Below are 16,468 nucleotides of genomic sequence, written 5' to 3'. Positions count from 1 at the left end.
TCCAGTCCTTGCGGGCTAGACGGCAAAAGTGGCGCTGATAGGGTTCCGGAAAATCCAAATCAAGCAGGAGCCCTCTTATGTCGCTGGACGCTGTTCTGAACCGCATCGACGCCGATTTGCCAACCTCAATCGACCGCCTGATGGAATTGCTCCGCATTCCGTCAATTTCCACCGATCCGGCCTTTGACCAACAGGTCAACCAGGCAGCTGACTGGCTGGTATCTGACCTGAAAAACATAGGAATTCAGGCTGAAAAACGTGAAACCACCGGACATCCCATGGTGGTCGGGCATATAGGTGAGGACAACAGCGCGCCCCATGTTCTGTTCTATGGCCATTATGACGTGCAACCCGTTGACCCGCTGAACCAGTGGAACCGGGATCCGTTCGATCCGGCCATTGAAGAAACCGAAAATGGGCCAGTTATCCGGGGTCGGGGCTCTTCGGACGATAAGGGACAGTTGATGACCTTCGTCGAAGCGTGCCGCGCATGGAAGGCCGTCCATGGCACCCTGCCCTGCCGCATCACCTTCTTCTTCGAAGGCGAAGAAGAATCCGGTTCGCCGTCGCTGGTCCCGTTCCTGCGTGAAAACGTGGCCGAGTTGAAAGCGGATCTGGCATTGGTATGCGACACTTCGATGGTGTCGCGTGGGGTGCCATCAATCGCGTCACAGCTGCGCGGGATGCTCAAGGACGAATTCACCATCATCGGTCCGCGGATCGACCTGCACTCGGGCCATTACGGCGGACCGGGGCTAAACCCGCTGCGAGAGCTCTCCAAGATCGTCGCCTCGTTCTATGACGACGAAACCGGTCGCGTCGCTGTCGAAGGCTTTTATGACGGGGTTCATGAGGTCCCGGCCGAACAGTTGCGCCAATGGGAAAACTGCGGGTTCGATGAGGCGGATTATCTGAACTCGGTGGGGTATTCTCAGCCACATGGCGAAAAAGGATATTCTACATTGCAGCAACAATGGGCGCGCCCGACGCTTGAGGTAAACGGGCTTTGGGGCGGTTATAACGGCGCCGGTTCGAAGACGGTCATTCCCTCACAGGCGCATTGCAAGATCACCTGCCGTCTGGTGGGTGACATGAACCCTGACGCCTTGCGTGACCAGATTCGCAAGCATGTAGAAGACCGCCTGTCACCCGACGCGAAAGTACAGTGGGACAACGATCTTGAAGGCGCGCCCGCATCCGTCATGAATATCAACCGCCCCGAATTCGAAGCCGCCCGAGGCGCATTGTCCGATGAATGGGGGCGCGAAGCCGTCTTTACCGGAATGGGCGGGTCAATCCCTGTCGTTGGCTACTTCGACACGGAACTTGGCATGGATTCCATGCTTGTGGGCTTTGCCAATGATGATGACGCAATTCACTCACCGAATGAGAAATATGACGTCAAAAGCTTTCACAAAGGCATCCGGTCCTGGGCGCGTATTCTCGACGCTTTGACCCGATAACCAAATCCGGGAATCAAAAGGCCAGATGAAGCTTGGTTCGCTGCTTCATCTGGCCAAAGATACTTTTGGTAATGTGCCGCAGATCGGCAGAGGTACCCCCTGCCCTGAGTTACATATGGATCACACGCCCGTAAGCGTCCAAAACGCTTTCATGCATCATCTCGGACAAAGTCGGATGCGGGAACACTGTGTTCATCAGATCCTCTTCGGTGGTTTCAAGCTGCCGCCCGACCACATACCCCTGAATTAACTCAGTGACTTCCGCGCCAATCATGTGGGCGCCCAACAGCTCTCCGGTTTTGGCGTCGAAGACTGTTTTGACCAGCCCTTCGGGCTCTCCAAGCGCGATTGCCTTGCCGTTGCCGATGAAGGGAAAACGGCCGACCTTGATGTCATAGCCAAGCTCTTTCGCCTTCGCCTCGGAATAGCCGACCGACGCAACCTGCGGATGGCAATAGGTGCAGCCCGCGATGCTTTCGGGTTTGACCGGATGGGCATGTTTCCCGGCGATCAGATCGGCCACCATGACACCCTCATGGCTTGCTTTATGCGCCAGCCATGGCGCTCCGGCAATGTCACCGATGGCATACAGGCCATCGACACCGGTGCGACAGAATTCGTCAGTCACAACATGGGTCCGGTCGATTTTGACACCCAAAGCCTCAAGCCCCAGATTTTCGATATTGCCGACGATGCCCACGGCAGAAATCACGGTGTCAAAGTCGTGCTTTTCGACCTTTCCCTTCACCTCGATATGCGCAGTGACTTTACCCTTAGCGCGGTCCAACTGCTTGACCATCGCCTTTTCCATGATCTTCATGCCCTGTTTGATAAAGGCTTTCTTGGCGAAGGCGCTGATCTCGGCATCCTCGACGGGCAGAACGCGGTCCATGACTTCAACCACCGTCGTATCTGCACCGAGCGTATTGTAGAAGCTAGCGAACTCGATCCCGATTGCACCCGACCCGATGACCAGCAATTTCTTTGGCATCCGTGGCGGCTGCAGGGCGTGTTTGTAAGTCCAAACCAGATCACCATCCGCTTCCAGCCCGGGAAGCTCGCGGGCGCGCGCGCCGGTTGCCAGAACGATGTTCTTGGCTGTCAACTCTTCGCTGCCCTTGTCGGTCTTGACGGAGACCTTGCCCTTGGCCGGGATCGTCGCCTCGCCCATGACAACCGTCACTTTGTTCTTTTTCAGCAGGTGACCGATACCGCCCGAAAGTTGCCCGGCGACACCGCGCGATCGCTTGACCACAGCATCCAGATCATATCCGATCTTCTCGGCCTTCAGCCCAAAATCCTTTGCGCGCTCCATCAGGTGGAACACTTCTGAAGACCGCAGCAGCGCTTTGGTTGGGATGCAGCCCCAGTTAAGACATATCCCCCCGAGATGTTCGCGCTCGACCACGGCGGTTTTCAAACCAAGCTGTGCTGCGCGAATGGCTGCGACATACCCGCCAGGACCAGCGCCGATTACGATCAGATCAAAAGATTGTGCTGCCATGTTTCCCTCTCGGAGCAGGTCATTTCCAAATTAGTTTACCATTAAACTAATACCAGTCACCCTTCAACACTTAGTCCCCGCGACAAAAGCTACGCAAGGTAAACCCATACGGATTGCAGAGGTTCGAGCCTATACCGCACCCGTTCGAAACGCTAGAAGATAGCTAAGTATCCCAGTTGCTCCATTCTAAATCCATTTACGCGAAAGGCATAACATGGCTAATACGCTGAAAGATCTGGTCCTCGCCCTAATCAACGCCACGCTTATCCTGGTGGCCTTGTGTTTGTTTTTGGGCTGGAAGCTGACCACAACAGCGCAGTCCCTGATGTCTGATTTTTCACAGAAGGTTCAGATCGTCGCCCCTTTGCGCGAAGAGGTTCAAGGGGTGCGCAGTGAATTGGCAGCACTTCGCACCGAACTCGCGACAATACAAGTCAATGGCGCGCTTGCCGACACCGCCACCGCCCAACGGGTCTCGCAAACGCTCGACCGCCTGAGCCAAATCGAAGATACGCTGCAGGCGGCGCAGTCTCGTATCGTTGCGGTTGCCGAAACGCCTGACGCCTTCATCGGCACCGCAATAGAAAAAACGGCCGACACTGTGGCCGACCGTATTATCACAATCAAAGGTTGTTCGGTCGAAGGCTAACCTGCGGCCTGAAGCTCTCGGACGGTGGATCCGTACCCGCCCATGTTTACATAGGCGGCCTCATGTTCGGTCATGGGGCGCGACAATGCTTCGTTACGATAGGGGAAACGGCCGAACTTTCGGATCACCTCCCTATGCGCCCTTGCATGCAGCAGGTTGGTTGACTTGGATTCGTCGATATTTTGGCACATCAGGCGTACACAACGCTCTTGGTCACACAGATTTTCCGAGTGCATCAGTGGAAGATAAAAGAACTGCCGCGCGGGTTCGTCAATCTTCAGATCCCAGCCCTTGTCGATGGCGCATTTCGCTGCCGACAAGGCCGCCTTGTCAGTGGCGAACGCCTTACCACTGCCGCGGAACATATTTCTAGGAAACTGGTCCATCAGAATGATATAGGCCAGTGCCCCGCTGGGGTATGTCAGCCAGAGAGAGAACTTTCCCTCATTAGCAATTTCCCATGTGGAAAGAAATTTTTCGCGGATCTCTGCGTCTAGCGCTTCATCCTCAATATACCAACCATCTGGACCCACTTGATCCAGCCAAAAACTCAATACTTCTTCAGGCCCTACCATTGCCTTGCTCCGTCGTTTTGCCCTCCCCAGGGACGTAACGTCATTTAAGGCTGATTTACAGATTTGTGACAGTAAAAATTTGCAACACTTGCGACATAATTTCGTGTCCTAGGCTACATCTTGCGTTTCCTGATCGGCTTCGGCGGCTTCGATAGCCACCTCTTGCGCCAATTCGAACGCCACCGGCGAGGCCGTTGGGTAAAGCGGAGACATGGTGCCCGTCTCATCCACAGGAATCGCCGCACGCTGTGTCATGCGATACATCGCATAGACCGCAGTGGCAGCAAGCAGTGCAAAGATGATCAGGAAAAAGCCCGACGGTCCGAACACGTCATCGCCCATCAACCACCCGGTAATCAGCGGGCCGGCAATGGCGCCCATTCCATTGATGAAGACCAGTCCGCCAGAGGCCGCGGCCATATCCTCATGCTCCAGAAAGTCATTCGTATGCGCAATCAGCAGCGAATACAGTGGGTTAGACATGCCTCCGATCACAAAGGCCGAGGCCAGAAGGAACGGAAATGAGGTCGACCCGAACATCATCGCAGTGGCCGCCCCGCAAGCACCAATGATACCCGCCAGCATGATCAGGAACCGGCGATCCATCCGGTCCGAGAACCAACCCAGCGGATATTGCAGCAGAATTGCTCCGATATAGAAGGCGGCCACGAAGGTCGAAATCTCAACCAGTGTCAGCCCAGCGCGCGCGCCATAGACCGCCGCCATACCAAACTGGGCCGAGAACACTCCGCCCAGCAGGAACATGCCCACGCAGCCCAACGGCGACTTCCCCATCAGTTCACGCAATGTCATGGGCTTGGTCGTGTCAAATGCCGGTGTCGGTGAAATCGACAGCAGAATCGGAGCAAAGGAAACCGAAACCAGAATGGATGCGATCACAAAGGTTTCGTAACCAGCAGGATCGCCAACCAGCATAAGCCCCTGAGCGGTGATGATCCCAGTCATCTGTACGATCATATAAAGCGAAAGCGCCTGGCCCCGGTTCTCGTTATTGGCCGCGTTGTTCAGCCAGCTTTCGGCGGTGACATACACGCCCGAGAAACAAAACCCGATCACAACACGCCCCAAAGCCCACGCGACTGGTTCGGTCAACATCGGATACATGATCATCACGGCCGAAATAAAAGAAGCGAGCGCAGCAAAGACCCGCACATGTCCAACCCGCCGGATCATCTCCGGTGCAAGGCGAGAACCTCCGAGGAAACCTACGAAATAAGCTGACATCACAACAGACATCTGAAGGGTCGAAAACCCTTCGATCTCGCCTCGAACGCCCAGGATTGTGCCCTGTAGGCCATTGCCAATCATAAGCAGGCCCATGCCAAGAAGAAGTGACCACGCGCTGGTAATGACCTGAAGCATAGAGGCCTCCGAGATTGCTAACCTGAACTAGAGATTCGTTTTTATATCAAAAACGGCTTTGAACCAGCTTGTCTACGACATCGAAACGCAACGATCCCGACAACACGCCGCTCAAGGGATCAAAAGCGACCCATCCCCATATGAAAAGAACCGATAGTTCTGCGCAATCGCGTGCTCATAAACCTCTTGCATCCGATCCTGCCCCATCAAAGCTGAAACCAACATCAGCAGCGTGGATTTCGGCAGATGGAAATTGGTGATCAGCGCATCCGTGACGTAAAACTGAAAGCCCGGATAGATGAAGATGTCGGTATCGCCCTCCCAGGGTACGATCTGCCCACTGCGGGCGGCGCTTTCGATCAATCGCAGCGCGGTTGTGCCCACCGGAATGACACGGCCACCTATGGCTTTGGTTTCACGAATTTCACTGACGGCTTCTGCACTGACCCTGCCCCATTCTGCATGCATCTTATGGGTCGTCACATCCTCGACCTTGACTGGCAGAAACGTTCCGGCACCGACATGAAGCGTAACGTAGGAAACAGAAACGCCGCGCGCGGTAAGCGCTTGCATCAGCGCTTCGTCAAAATGCAGCGACGCGGTGGGCGCGGCCACTGCCCCGGAGTTGCGCGCCCAGATCGTCTGGTAATCCGTCTTGTCCTGCGCATCGGCAGGGCGCTTGGCGGCAATATAGGGCGGCAGCGGCATGGCGCCGGCCTGTTCCAGCGCAGCATCGAAATCCTGCCCCGTAAGGTTAAACCGCAGAAAGGCCTGCCCGTCCGCCACCCTATCCAACTCAGCGCTCAGTTGATCCGAAAACCGGATCACCTCACCTGTCTTGACCTTCTTGAGAGGCTTGATCAACGCCGCCCAGGTGCCGTCTGCCTGCGGATCAAGCAACGTCGCTTCGATCGACGCAGACACCGGCCCTTGCGCACTGTCGCGATGACGCCGCCCGCTGAGGCGTGCCGGGATGACCCGCGTATCATTCAACACCAGCCGGTCACCGGGTCGCAGCCAATCTGGCAGGTCAAAGACATGCGCATCCGAGATTGCATCGCCCTCGGCCACAAGCAAACGCGCCGAAGACCGCGGGTTGGCAGGCCGGGTGGCAATCAAATTCTCGGGCAGGTGGAAATCGAAATCGCTGAGTTTCATGGGCGCGCCTTACAGGGTCGTATCAGATTCGGCTATATCCCTGTTCAGTTGTCTTTTGGCGGCGATCCAAAGGTGCGCTTAGGCTCATCCGGCTTGGCTTTCTGTGCATTTGGCCCATCCTGAACCTTCGGCGCGGGCTCCCTTAGAAGGTTGCGCAAGAACAATGGCGCAAGCCCTGACAGAGGGTTGACCGAGACAGAGGGTGATTTCAAAGGGCCGGTCAGAGTATAATTGAACGCGATCACACCTTCACCTTTTTTGGTGAAGACACTTCCAATCGCATTCACCAGATAGATTGGGGAAATCGCGCCACGCAAGTTCAGCATTTCGCTAACCGTGTCGATTGTCCCGTCGAAGGACAATCCCATCGAAGGACCGACGGCGCTGCCGCTGAGAACCTTGATTTCGGTCGGCGTAATCCGCATTCGGCTTTCGATGCTCGAGAAAAAGATGCCTTGCCCAGCCATTTCATCCACAAGCCCAACAAGGCTGATTGCGTTCAGCAAGGCAGCCATGGCCGGGGCGTCATGAATTCGGGTGTTCACGATCTTCATGATGACATCGAAGTTCCCGGCCCCGCCGACCGGTTCCAGTTGCAGGTCCAGTTTGCCTCCGCGCGCCTGGGTTATCATTTTGGCCGATCTCAGAACGTCACCTGCATCACCAGAGGTCAGATTGACTGCACTGCGCCCTCCGCGCGGGGTCACCTGTCCGCGCACAGCAGCACCGCCGTTTACATTCGCCGTGAACGCGCCGCTGACACCGCCAGTTGTCGCAAATTTTCCCTTGAACCCGGTCAGGGCGATCGTCTCTGTAATCTGGAGGCGATCCAACACTACATCCAGCTCGGGCCCCTGCCCGGAACCACCGCCACCACCTTCGGAGGATCCAAAGGTCGCGCCCCCCAGATTCATCACGCCCCCTAAAACCCTGATGTCGGGCAAGGCTGACCCCCGTGAAATCAGCTCCGCCGGAACCGCAAGCCAGTTCCCCAGTTCGAATGAGCTGAACTCAACACGATCGAAAGCACCATTTTTGAAATTAATGGAGGCCAGGCTTCTCAACCCCGCCGCATCCAGCCGAAGTGTATCCACGCGCATCTGATCGCCCAGCGTTGCCTCGACATCCATCGACCCCTTGGTACCAGCGCCTTTGCGCCACCCGAGCTCGGGGATAGACAGCACTACGCCTTCCAGATCCGATGTCGCCGTCAGTTTCGGGGGGCGGCCAGCACCGATGCCCAAGGTTATTTCGGCAACGCCTTTTCCAGTCAGCATACCCTTTGGTAACCCGGCACGCAGCTCGGTCACCAACCGGGGCGAAATCTCGATCTGCCCTTTCAGTTCACTGGGTTTCGGTTCTCGACCCCCAATAGGCTGGCGCCAGGTTGCCTGCAGAGGCACGTCGCCGAAATATCCGTCGCCGCCGACTTCGACAGCGGATTGGTCACCTGAAATAGTCAACTGAGGCGCGCTGACGACAAAACCTTTGACCAAGCGATCACTGTGCACATCACCAATCTTACCAGTAAAGTGAAACTGGGTTTCATCGAACTTCAGCCCCTTCTTCATCGGCAGAGATAAGGTGCCTGACAGTTCCACATCGCCAGAGGCCACATCCACGGGCAAATTTGCCTTTGTCATCAGCTGCAGAGGGGGACGATCCATCAAAGACAAGGCGGCCGTTGCCGAGCCCTTGGCCTTGACGCGCACAATCGCCGGCGAAAGCTTTTTGATCGACGTATCCGGAATAATGAAGGATGTTCCTGACCCGTCTATCGGGCCGCCCTGATCGGCAATGACAACCGCTTTCTCGGCTGTCACGGTAAACCGTTGGTTGATCAGGCTGGCCTGCCCCTGAGCGTCCTGGACCGGAGGTAAAGTTTTGGCAAAGCGGACTTTGGCGTCGTCGAACCCGAAGTCCAAGTAAATGTCCGGCTTGGTGTCCGGCTTCAACCGTAATGCAAAATCGACATCCGAGAGCCGGCCTTCATATAAATTGTCGGACACCCATTTACGCGGCTTTTCGGCAAGTAATTGGGGCCAGTATCTCAGCAACTGGCCTGACTCCAACTCGTCCAGATGGGCCTCGAGGTACCCCGACCAACCTTCGGCTTCACCAATCAGATTACCCCTAGCACGCAGCGTTAGGTTTTCGTCTTCAACCGTCATCTGTCCGAGGCGCAACTCGAACGGGGCCAGCTTCATCTTCAGATCAAGGTCGGCACGCGCCAACTTGAGGGGTTCCGGAAACAGACCAGCCGGGTTGATGTCGATGCTGCTGAGACGGAGTTGAGAGGTCAGGCTTTCCAGCAGTCCATTCTCGATACCTCTCAAAAAGGCCCTTCCCTCGGCCTGAACGGACCCCCAGGCGGAGACTACAGAAACCTCGTCGAAATCCAGCTCCTGCCGACTTGGGTCATAGCTGAAATAAGCCCTGGCGGATTCAAACGGGATCGGTTTTGTCTCTTGGTTGGCTTGCACCGCGCCTGCCGCAAGGTTCAGGGTCGCAAATAACGGCCCCAGCGCCGCGTTGCCATCAACACTGCCGCGCACCGCGCCCGAGATCGGAGCGTCAAGGACCTGTAACCATGACAAGGCAAGGCTTTGACTTGCAATATCCTCGGCAGGCAGGTCGGTTATGGCAAAGCCAAAGCTTGCCTGGGGCGTTCCAAGTACGCTGGTATAATTTACCTCAATCGAACTGGCATAATCGCGCCCTGTCAGAACAGAGAACCCAGTGGACATGCGCATTTCGTCACCGGTACGGATGATCGAAATATGTCCGCCGTCGAAAACCCAGGCGCGCGACAGGCGCAAATCCTGATAGTCCAGCGTCAACGACTCAAGCTCGACCGACCGCAGGCCCGACAGCAGCGGTGACAAAAAGACATCGTCAGATTCCTCGATCAACTCGATCAATGTCCGCGCCCGCTGAACCGGTGCACTGCCAGAACCGACTGTCAACGAAAGCGCCCCGTCCAATCCGCGGGTCAATGCGATTTGGGCATCGCGCAGGGTAATCGTGCGCGGCCGGATTTTCCCCCGTAGCAGCCACCGCATCGACAACCGTGTGCGCATATCCGCCACTTGCGCGATCTGTTGTCCCGCCGCGTCGCTTATGGTCACATCCGTCAGTCGCAAACGTGGCAACCAGTTTTCGTTGACGATAAAGCTAGCATCGCCAAAGCGGATCTTGATCCCCCCAAGGCTTTGATCCAGCCGTTTTTCGGCCTGGGCCCGCATCCAGTCGGGTGCGTGCAGCTGTTTGCCAATCAGAAAGAACCAGCCGCCAAAGGCCAGCAGGCAAAGCAACAGGAAGGTTCCGACGATCCCCCACGCAGCGATGCGGCGGCGTGACCGACGGCGGCGGGGTTTCCCGTCCGGGCCTTCTTGTGTATCTTCTTGCCGCGCCAATTTCCGACCCACGCCCTATTACCTGCTTGCACCGCACCATGATGTCAGGCAGCACTTAAAAACCTTTAGCGGAGTTTCCAATGCCCGACGTTACAGACATCGCCCCCGGTTTCACTTTGCCCCGCGACGGCGGTGGTGAGGTTACGCTGTCAGACCTGCAAGGCAGCGCCGTCGTTTTGTTTTTCTATCCCCGTGATGATACGCCGGGCTGCACCAAGGAATCCATCGGTTTCTCGGAACAACTTCAAGCCTTTGCTGATGCCGGCGCCCAGGTTTTCGGCATCTCGCGCGACACGGTGGCTAAGCATGACAAATTCGTCGCCAAACACGGTCTTACGACGCCACTTTTGTCCGACGAAGGCTCGACCGTTTGCGAGGATTACGGTGTGTGGGTCGAGAAGAACATGTACGGGCGCAAGTCGATGGGGATCGAGCGTTCGACCTTTCTGATTGACGCCGACGGTAAGATCGCTCGCATCTGGCGAAAGGTCAAAGTGCCCGGCCATGTGGAAGAGGTACTGGAAACCGTGCGCGCGCTGTAACCCCTTCACCGCGGTCGTCATCCGGATTATGACCCGCACAAATCTTGAAAGCGGAGTTATCCCGGTGTCGAAAACACTGACCCAAATGGCGACCGAAGTTCTGACCACAGCAGACGGGCGCGAAAAGACCGCCCTGTCCAAGCGCCATGCCGCAGCTTGGTTTGCGGCGCGATCAGGGGACGCTCCTGCGATTGAAGTGGGCACCGCAACACCGCCGTTGAATCCCGCCCGACCGGACAAACCAGATTTGCTGTCCCCCCGGGATGTCCCAAGGCGCCGCCCCGGCTCCGAGGCTGGGCGCATTGCCCTGCTACACGCGGTCGCCCATATCGAACTGAACGCGGTTGATCTGCATTGGGATATAATCGCCCGATTTGGCCATGTCCCTATGCCTATCGGTTTCTACGACGACTGGGTCAAATGCGCCGAAGAGGAATCGCGCCACTTCGAAATGGTCTGCGATTGCCTGGAACAGATGGGCAGTCATTACGGCGCCCTGCCCGCCCATGCGGGTATGTGGCGCGCTGCCGAAGATACAGCCGAAGATTTGATGGGCCGTTTGGCCGTAGTGCCGATGGTGCTTGAGGCGCGGGGTCTGGATGTAACCCCCGGCATGATTGACATTTTCCGCAAGGCCAAGGCTGAACAGGCCATTGCAGCGCTCGAGGTGATCTACGCCGAAGAAGTCGGGCATGTTGCTTACGGGTCCAAGTGGTTCCATTTCCTTTGCGGACGCGAGAACGCTGACCCAAAGGGTATCTTTCACGATCTGGTCCGGCGCTATTTTCATGGCGTTCTTAAACCGCCCTTCAACGAAGAAAAGCGGGCCGAAGCCGGATTACCGCCGGATTTCTATTGGCCGCTGACCGAAGGCCTGCCGCCGCCCGGCTCTGCCTGCTAGGTCGGCATGCACGGTCATAGCGGTCTTTGAAACATCCTCCAGTTGATGTAATCGGCAATTTCTCGCCGAGAATTGGCGGGATTAACCCTGTTTGTTGTGTGAACTAGTTAACAAACTTGCCCAAATCGGACGTCCCCTCTATTCAGTTGCCCCAAGGGACGGAGACCACTCACAACCGATCCCGAATTTGGGGATCGAGAGGTAAGGCGCGTGCGAACACGTCTGGCAATCAAACTACATTCGCTGCTTGAGCAGCACTTCCCGGAGCGCCGGGTCTTTCTGAAATCTGACAATGACACACGGTTCATCCGGCTCAGCTCAGAGACACAAATCTTTGCAGTTGCTGGTGTTGCCCTGTTTGTTGGCTGGACTGCGGTCACTACGGCAATCCTGTTGATGGACAGCATCGGATCAGGCAACTTCCGGGAACAGGCCAAGCGCGATCAGGCGACATATCAGGAGCGGCTGAATATCCTGTCAGCAGAGCGTGACGTGCGCGCTCATGAGGCTCTGATGGCTCAGGATCGGTTCAACGCCGCGCTTGAACAGATTTCTGCGATGCAGTCCGAGCTGCTGGCGTCCGAAAACAGCCGCCGTGAGTTGGAAACGGGGATCGAGGTAATCCAGTCCACCCTGCGCACCACCATGAAACAACGGGAATTTGCCCGTCAGGAGCTTGCGGCGCTGCAACAATCAGATTCTGATGATGGGCTCATGTTGGCAAACACTGCCAGCCCCGAACAGATGGAATTTATGACCGTTGCTCTGACCCGCACCGCGCAAGAGCGTGATCAGATCGCAGCCGACGCCCGGAACGCACTGGATCAGCGGGACGATCTCGAGCTTGAGATCCGGCTGATGCAGGAACGCAGCGACGAAATTTTCCGTCAGCTAGAAGAAGCAATGATCATCTCGGTCGAACCGCTCGACAAGATGTTCCGACAGGCAGGTATGCCAACTGACCGTATCATTGAAGAAGTACGGCGTGGCTATAGCGGCATGGGTGGCCCCCTCACCCCAATTTCCTTCAGCACGCGCGGTGAGGACCTGACCCCCGACGAGATCCGCGCGAACACTCTGTTGCAACAGATGGACCAGCTGAACCTCTATCGTATCGCAGCAGAAAAGGCCCCGTTTGCCAGCCCGGTGAAAGCGGCTGTCCGCTTTACCAGTGGCTTCGGCACGCGCCGTGACCCTAAAACGGGCGGTCGCCGTATGCATAACGGTTCCGATTTCGCCGGTGCACATGGAACTGATATCTTTGCGACCGCCGACGGCGTAGTCACCCATGCGGGCTGGCAATCGGGTTTCGGGCGTCTGGTCAAAATCCGGCACGCCTTCGGAATTGAGACACTTTACGCTCATAACACCAAGTTACAGGTTAAGGTTGGCCAAAGGGTCTCGCGCGGGGATCATATTGCTGATATGGGTAACACCGGACGGTCGACCGGAACGCACCTGCACTATGAGGTCCGCGTAAACGGAAAACCTGTTAACCCAATGACTTACATCAAGGCTGCAAGAAATGTTTTCTAAGAGCAAAATCAACGAGCCCGGAACCAATGCCCCAGAGGCCGCCAAGCCTGCCGCTCCGGCCACTCCGGCAACCCCTGCACCGACGGAAACCAAGGCCAGCACCGCGCCCAAACCCAAGCCACCTGCATCGGTCCTGTCTTCGGATCTGCACATCACCGGCAACCTGAAAACCTCGGGTGACATTCAGGTCGAAGGTACGGTGGAAGGTGACATTCGTGCGCATCTGCTGACCATCGGTGAAACGGCGACCATCAAGGGCGAAGTCACTGCAGATGACGTTGTCATCAACGGCCGTATCGTTGGCCGCGTGCGTGGCCTGAAAGTGCGCCTGACCTCGACCGCACGGGTCGAAGGCGACATCATTCACAAGACAATCGCCATCGAAAGCGGCGCGCATTTCGAAGGCTCCGTTCAGCGTCAGGACGATCCTCTGAACCCTGGCCGCAGCGGAAAACCGGGCGCTAACCCGGCTGCTGACGTCAAACAGTAATCCTGACAGACTGACAGGAAACAAACGCCGCGGGACAGCCTGCGGCGTTTTCTTTTGCAATTCTGACCGAAATGCTTTCACTGATCAGGTTGGTTCCAGGTCGCATTGGCCTCGATCACTTCTGCGACCATCAGCGCCTTTTCGGACAAATCTGGTGGCGTGCCATCATCAAAGGCAAGCTGCTGCATTCTTCGATACATGACTTCAGACGTGTAAAAATCAAATGCAGCCGTGCCGTCGGGGCTTTCCCAGAAGGCCGTGATCCAAACCGAGGGCGCATACCCGTAACACCAGTCCTGCCAGAACCGTTCTGCCAAAGTCGCCGTTTTAACTGCGGCTACTTGCGCCAAAAGGCTATCCATTGGCCAACCCCCGAGGCGAAACATGCAAAGCGTATCGTCCAGACATTCTTCTGAGCCCCCTTCGATCGCCTTCAGAAGAAAGCGTTTCTGAAAATTGTCCAGGACACGCCATTCCTCCGACGACCAGTTCCGGGCCTGTCCCGTCGGATACCGGCTCAGGCTGACCTCGATCCCGACAGAGCTTACCTCTTCGCCACAGGCCAAGACCTCTAGCACACGCGGCAAAAGATAGGCCCAGGTATTCTTGGCAATCCCTTCCGGATCACTCGCTGCAAAATACCAGTCCTGAAGATAGTGCAACGGCAGTTCCTGAATGGGCGGGTGAAAGAAATCAGCCTCGATATCCGGTTCCATGCAGCACCCTTCGCAGACCTCGATACCGCTTGGCTTTGGACGTTTAAAAACGCGATAAGCATCCTGAATAAGCGGGAAGAACGGATCATCCGGCAATAACTTGGCCTTAACCGGCTTATTCGTCTTTGACGTCATCGTAGGCTGAACCCATATTTCCATGCCACACCCACAGGTCTATCTGCCCCCTTTTGACGTGGCAAGCGCGCCCAAATACCCCTTCATTCTCCGCCGAATTTCTATGTGTGATGAGTAGCTTCGATATTTCTGCGTTTTGGATTACACTACAGCCCATTGGTTTTCGGAGGACTTTTCATGTCAACAAAACTCATGGCTGAATTTTTCGGTACATTCTGGTTGGTGCTTGGCGGTTGCGGTAGCGCTGTTTTAGCGGCTGGCGTCGCGGATGTCGGTATCGGCTGGTTGGGCGTATCTTTCGCCTTTGGCCTAACAGTGCTGACTATGGCATTTGCCGTTGGCCACATTTCAGGCGGGCATTTCAATCCGGCAGTCAGTCTGGGTTTAATGATCGGCGGACGGTTCCCGGCTAAGGATCTGCTGCCCTATTGGATTGCTCAGGTCATCGGAGCCATTGCAGCAGCGGCTGTTCTGTATCTGATCGTCAGCGGCGCACCAGATTTCGCCGGGGTCGGAGGCTTTGCGTCCAATGGCTATGGCGAGGCTTCACCCATGGGCTATTCGATGATGTCCGCCTTGGTGATCGAGATCGTGCTGACGGCGTTTTTCATCCTGATCATTCTGGGCGCGACCTCAAGCGGTGCTCCGGCAGGGTTCGCGCCGATCGCTATCGGTCTGGCGCTGACGCTGATCCACCTGATCTCGATCCCGGTGACCAACACATCTGTCAACCCGGCACGGTCAACCGGTGTTGCCCTGTTTGCCGATGGGCCGGCGCTGGCTCAGCTATGGTTGTTCTGGGTTGCCCCGCTGATTGGTGGCGCGATTGGTGCGCTGATCTGGAAGGCCATGTCTGACGACTGATCCAAGCGCACGCTTACAAAAAGACCCCGGCACCTGACCAGGCACCGGGGTCCTTTTATCTATTCGGTCACGGTGACCTTTTTCATCGCATCCGGCTGGCCGATTACGGCTCCGTTCGGGCCTTCGCCCCGCTTGATCGCATCAACAACGTCCATACCGTCAGTGACCTGACCGACAACCGTATACTGACCGTTCAGGAACGGCCCAGGTTCAAACATTATGAAGAATTGCGAGTTGGCACTGTCGGGATCCTGCGCCCGGGCCATGCCAATAACACCACGATCAAAGTTATAGTCCGAGAACTCAGCTGGCAGATCCGGCCGATCCGAACCACCAGTACCGGCACGACGCATATCGCCACCGACCCGACCGTGTTCAACGTCACCGGTCTGAGCCATGAAGCCGTCGATCACGCGGTGAAACACCACGCCATCATACTGACCAGCAGCGGCAAGGGCGCTAATTTGTTCAACATGCTTGGGGGCAATATCGTCAAACAGATCAACGGTTACGGTGCCATTGGCCCCCTCGCCCTCAATCTCGATCTCAAGGCCCGTGGCCAGTGCAGGGCCAGCCAGCAGGACAAATGCGGCGGCCAGCTTATACATCGGCAGCCACCTTAACGCTGATCATACGATCCGGGCTTGCGGGAGGCTCGCCCCGAACGATGGCGTCCACATGCTCCATCCCGTCGATGACACGGCCATAGACCGTGTATTGGCCGTTCAGGAAATGGTTGTCGCTAAAGTTGATGAAAAACTGCGAATTGGCCGAGTCCGGATTCTGCGACCGAGCCGCGCCTAACGTGCCGCGATCATGCGGCAGTTTCGAAAACTCTGCCGGAACATTCGGCAGCGATGACCCGCCTGTGCCTGCACTGCGCAGGTTGAATCCGTCTTCCATATCGCCGTGCTGCACGTCACCGGTTTGCGCCATGAAACCGTCGATCACACGGTGAAATGCCACGTTGTCATATTCACCGCTGCGCGCCAGTTCCTTCATCCGAGCGCTATGCTGCGGGGCCACATCTGGCAGCAGCTCGATGACGACATTGCCGCCCTTCAGCTCGATGATGATTGTGTTTTCGGGATCCTTGATCTCGGCCATGTGGCCCTCCTGTCGTTTATCTTGCGCAA

General features: G+C 56.6%; 15 protein-coding genes. 7 read left to right on the top strand and 8 right to left on the bottom strand.

Annotated elements, in window-relative coordinates:
- Nucleotides 1-77: 77 nt before the first annotated feature.
- Nucleotides 78-1,463 carry a M20/M25/M40 family metallo-hydrolase gene (locus AC2FIP_RS01480; protein WP_496784917.1) on the top strand — a complete coding sequence of 462 codons (1,386 nt, stop codon included), beginning with the start codon at nucleotides 78-80 and terminating at the stop codon, nucleotides 1,461-1,463.
- Nucleotides 1,464-1,572: 109 nt separating this feature from the next.
- Here the strand turns inward: AC2FIP_RS01480 and lpdA are convergent, their stop codons facing one another.
- Nucleotides 1,573-2,967 carry a dihydrolipoyl dehydrogenase gene (gene lpdA, locus AC2FIP_RS01475; protein WP_271947557.1) on the bottom strand — a complete coding sequence of 465 codons (1,395 nt, stop codon included), beginning with the start codon at nucleotides 2,965-2,967 and terminating at the stop codon, nucleotides 1,573-1,575.
- Between the two features lie 214 nt (nucleotides 2,968-3,181).
- On the opposite strand from lpdA, the gene AC2FIP_RS01470 reads away from it, so the two are divergent.
- The gene (locus AC2FIP_RS01470) at nucleotides 3,182-3,616 is read left to right on the top strand and encodes a hypothetical protein (RefSeq protein ID WP_496784915.1); all 435 of its coding nucleotides are present in this window, start codon (nucleotides 3,182-3,184) and stop codon (nucleotides 3,614-3,616) included.
- Here AC2FIP_RS01470 and AC2FIP_RS01465 read toward each other — a convergent pair.
- The 4 genes from AC2FIP_RS01465 to AC2FIP_RS01450 all read right to left on the bottom strand — a co-directional run bounded on the left by AC2FIP_RS01465 (nucleotide 3,613) and on the right by AC2FIP_RS01450 (nucleotide 10,160).
- The gene (locus tag AC2FIP_RS01465; protein ID WP_142633241.1) at nucleotides 3,613-4,191 is read right to left on the bottom strand and encodes a DUF924 family protein; all 579 of its coding nucleotides are present in this window, start codon (nucleotides 4,189-4,191) and stop codon (nucleotides 3,613-3,615) included. The two genes, AC2FIP_RS01470 and AC2FIP_RS01465, sit on opposite strands and share 4 nt — an antisense overlap.
- 108 nt (nucleotides 4,192-4,299) lie before the next feature.
- The gene (locus AC2FIP_RS01460) at nucleotides 4,300-5,574 is read right to left on the bottom strand and encodes an MFS transporter (protein WP_496784913.1); all 1,275 of its coding nucleotides are present in this window, start codon (nucleotides 5,572-5,574) and stop codon (nucleotides 4,300-4,302) included.
- A 111-nt stretch (nucleotides 5,575-5,685) separates the two neighbouring features.
- Nucleotides 5,686-6,732 carry a tRNA preQ1(34) S-adenosylmethionine ribosyltransferase-isomerase QueA gene (gene queA / locus AC2FIP_RS01455; protein ID WP_282027353.1) on the bottom strand — a complete coding sequence of 349 codons (1,047 nt, stop codon included), beginning with the start codon at nucleotides 6,730-6,732 and terminating at the stop codon, nucleotides 5,686-5,688.
- Between the two features lie 44 nt (nucleotides 6,733-6,776).
- On the bottom strand, nucleotides 6,777-10,160 hold the full coding sequence (locus tag AC2FIP_RS01450; RefSeq protein ID WP_496784910.1) for a YhdP family protein: 3,384 nt from the start codon (nucleotides 10,158-10,160) through the stop codon (nucleotides 6,777-6,779).
- Nucleotides 10,161-10,228: 68 nt separating this feature from the next.
- Between AC2FIP_RS01450 and AC2FIP_RS01445 the strand changes: the two genes are divergently transcribed.
- From AC2FIP_RS01445 to AC2FIP_RS01430, 4 genes are all read left to right on the top strand, one after another.
- Nucleotides 10,229-10,690 carry a peroxiredoxin gene (locus tag AC2FIP_RS01445; RefSeq protein ID WP_496691071.1) on the top strand — a complete coding sequence of 154 codons (462 nt, stop codon included), beginning with the start codon at nucleotides 10,229-10,231 and terminating at the stop codon, nucleotides 10,688-10,690.
- Nucleotides 10,691-10,775: 85 nt separating this feature from the next.
- Entirely contained in the window at nucleotides 10,776-11,591 is an 816-nt protein-coding gene (locus AC2FIP_RS01440; RefSeq protein ID WP_496785784.1) for a ferritin-like domain-containing protein, read from the top strand.
- Nucleotides 11,592-11,801: 210 nt separating this feature from the next.
- The gene (locus tag AC2FIP_RS01435; RefSeq protein ID WP_496784908.1) at nucleotides 11,802-13,127 is read left to right on the top strand and encodes a DUF5930 domain-containing protein; all 1,326 of its coding nucleotides are present in this window, start codon (nucleotides 11,802-11,804) and stop codon (nucleotides 13,125-13,127) included.
- A complete protein-coding gene (locus tag AC2FIP_RS01430) occupies nucleotides 13,117-13,617 on the top strand; it encodes a bactofilin family protein (protein ID WP_271947570.1) in 501 nt (166 codons plus the stop codon). Before AC2FIP_RS01435 ends, AC2FIP_RS01430 begins: the two co-directional genes overlap by 11 nt.
- A 77-nt stretch (nucleotides 13,618-13,694) precedes the next feature.
- On the opposite strand, the gene AC2FIP_RS01425 is transcribed toward AC2FIP_RS01430, so the two are convergent.
- The gene (locus AC2FIP_RS01425; protein ID WP_496784906.1) at nucleotides 13,695-14,492 is read right to left on the bottom strand and encodes a hypothetical protein; all 798 of its coding nucleotides are present in this window, start codon (nucleotides 14,490-14,492) and stop codon (nucleotides 13,695-13,697) included.
- 153 nt (nucleotides 14,493-14,645) lie between these two features.
- Here AC2FIP_RS01425 and aqpZ point away from each other — a divergent pair, with 153 nt between their 5' ends.
- The gene (gene aqpZ, locus AC2FIP_RS01420; protein ID WP_271947574.1) at nucleotides 14,646-15,332 is read left to right on the top strand and encodes an aquaporin Z; all 687 of its coding nucleotides are present in this window, start codon (nucleotides 14,646-14,648) and stop codon (nucleotides 15,330-15,332) included.
- A 59-nt stretch (nucleotides 15,333-15,391) separates the two neighbouring features.
- Here aqpZ and AC2FIP_RS01415 read toward each other — a convergent pair whose 3' ends face one another.
- Together AC2FIP_RS01415 and AC2FIP_RS01410 are read right to left on the bottom strand one after the other, a co-directional pair.
- Entirely contained in the window at nucleotides 15,392-15,940 is a 549-nt protein-coding gene (locus tag AC2FIP_RS01415; protein ID WP_142633219.1) for a peptidylprolyl isomerase, read from the bottom strand.
- Complete coding sequence (locus AC2FIP_RS01410; protein ID WP_271947577.1) at nucleotides 15,933-16,439, bottom strand: peptidylprolyl isomerase; 507 nt, start codon at nucleotides 16,437-16,439, stop codon at nucleotides 15,933-15,935. Before AC2FIP_RS01410 ends, AC2FIP_RS01415 begins: the two co-directional genes overlap by 8 nt.
- Nucleotides 16,440-16,468: the final 29 nt, after the last annotated feature.

The organism is Ruegeria sp. CDSB114, assembly GCF_059611025.1.
This window is presented reverse-complemented; position numbering and strand designations above follow the sequence as displayed.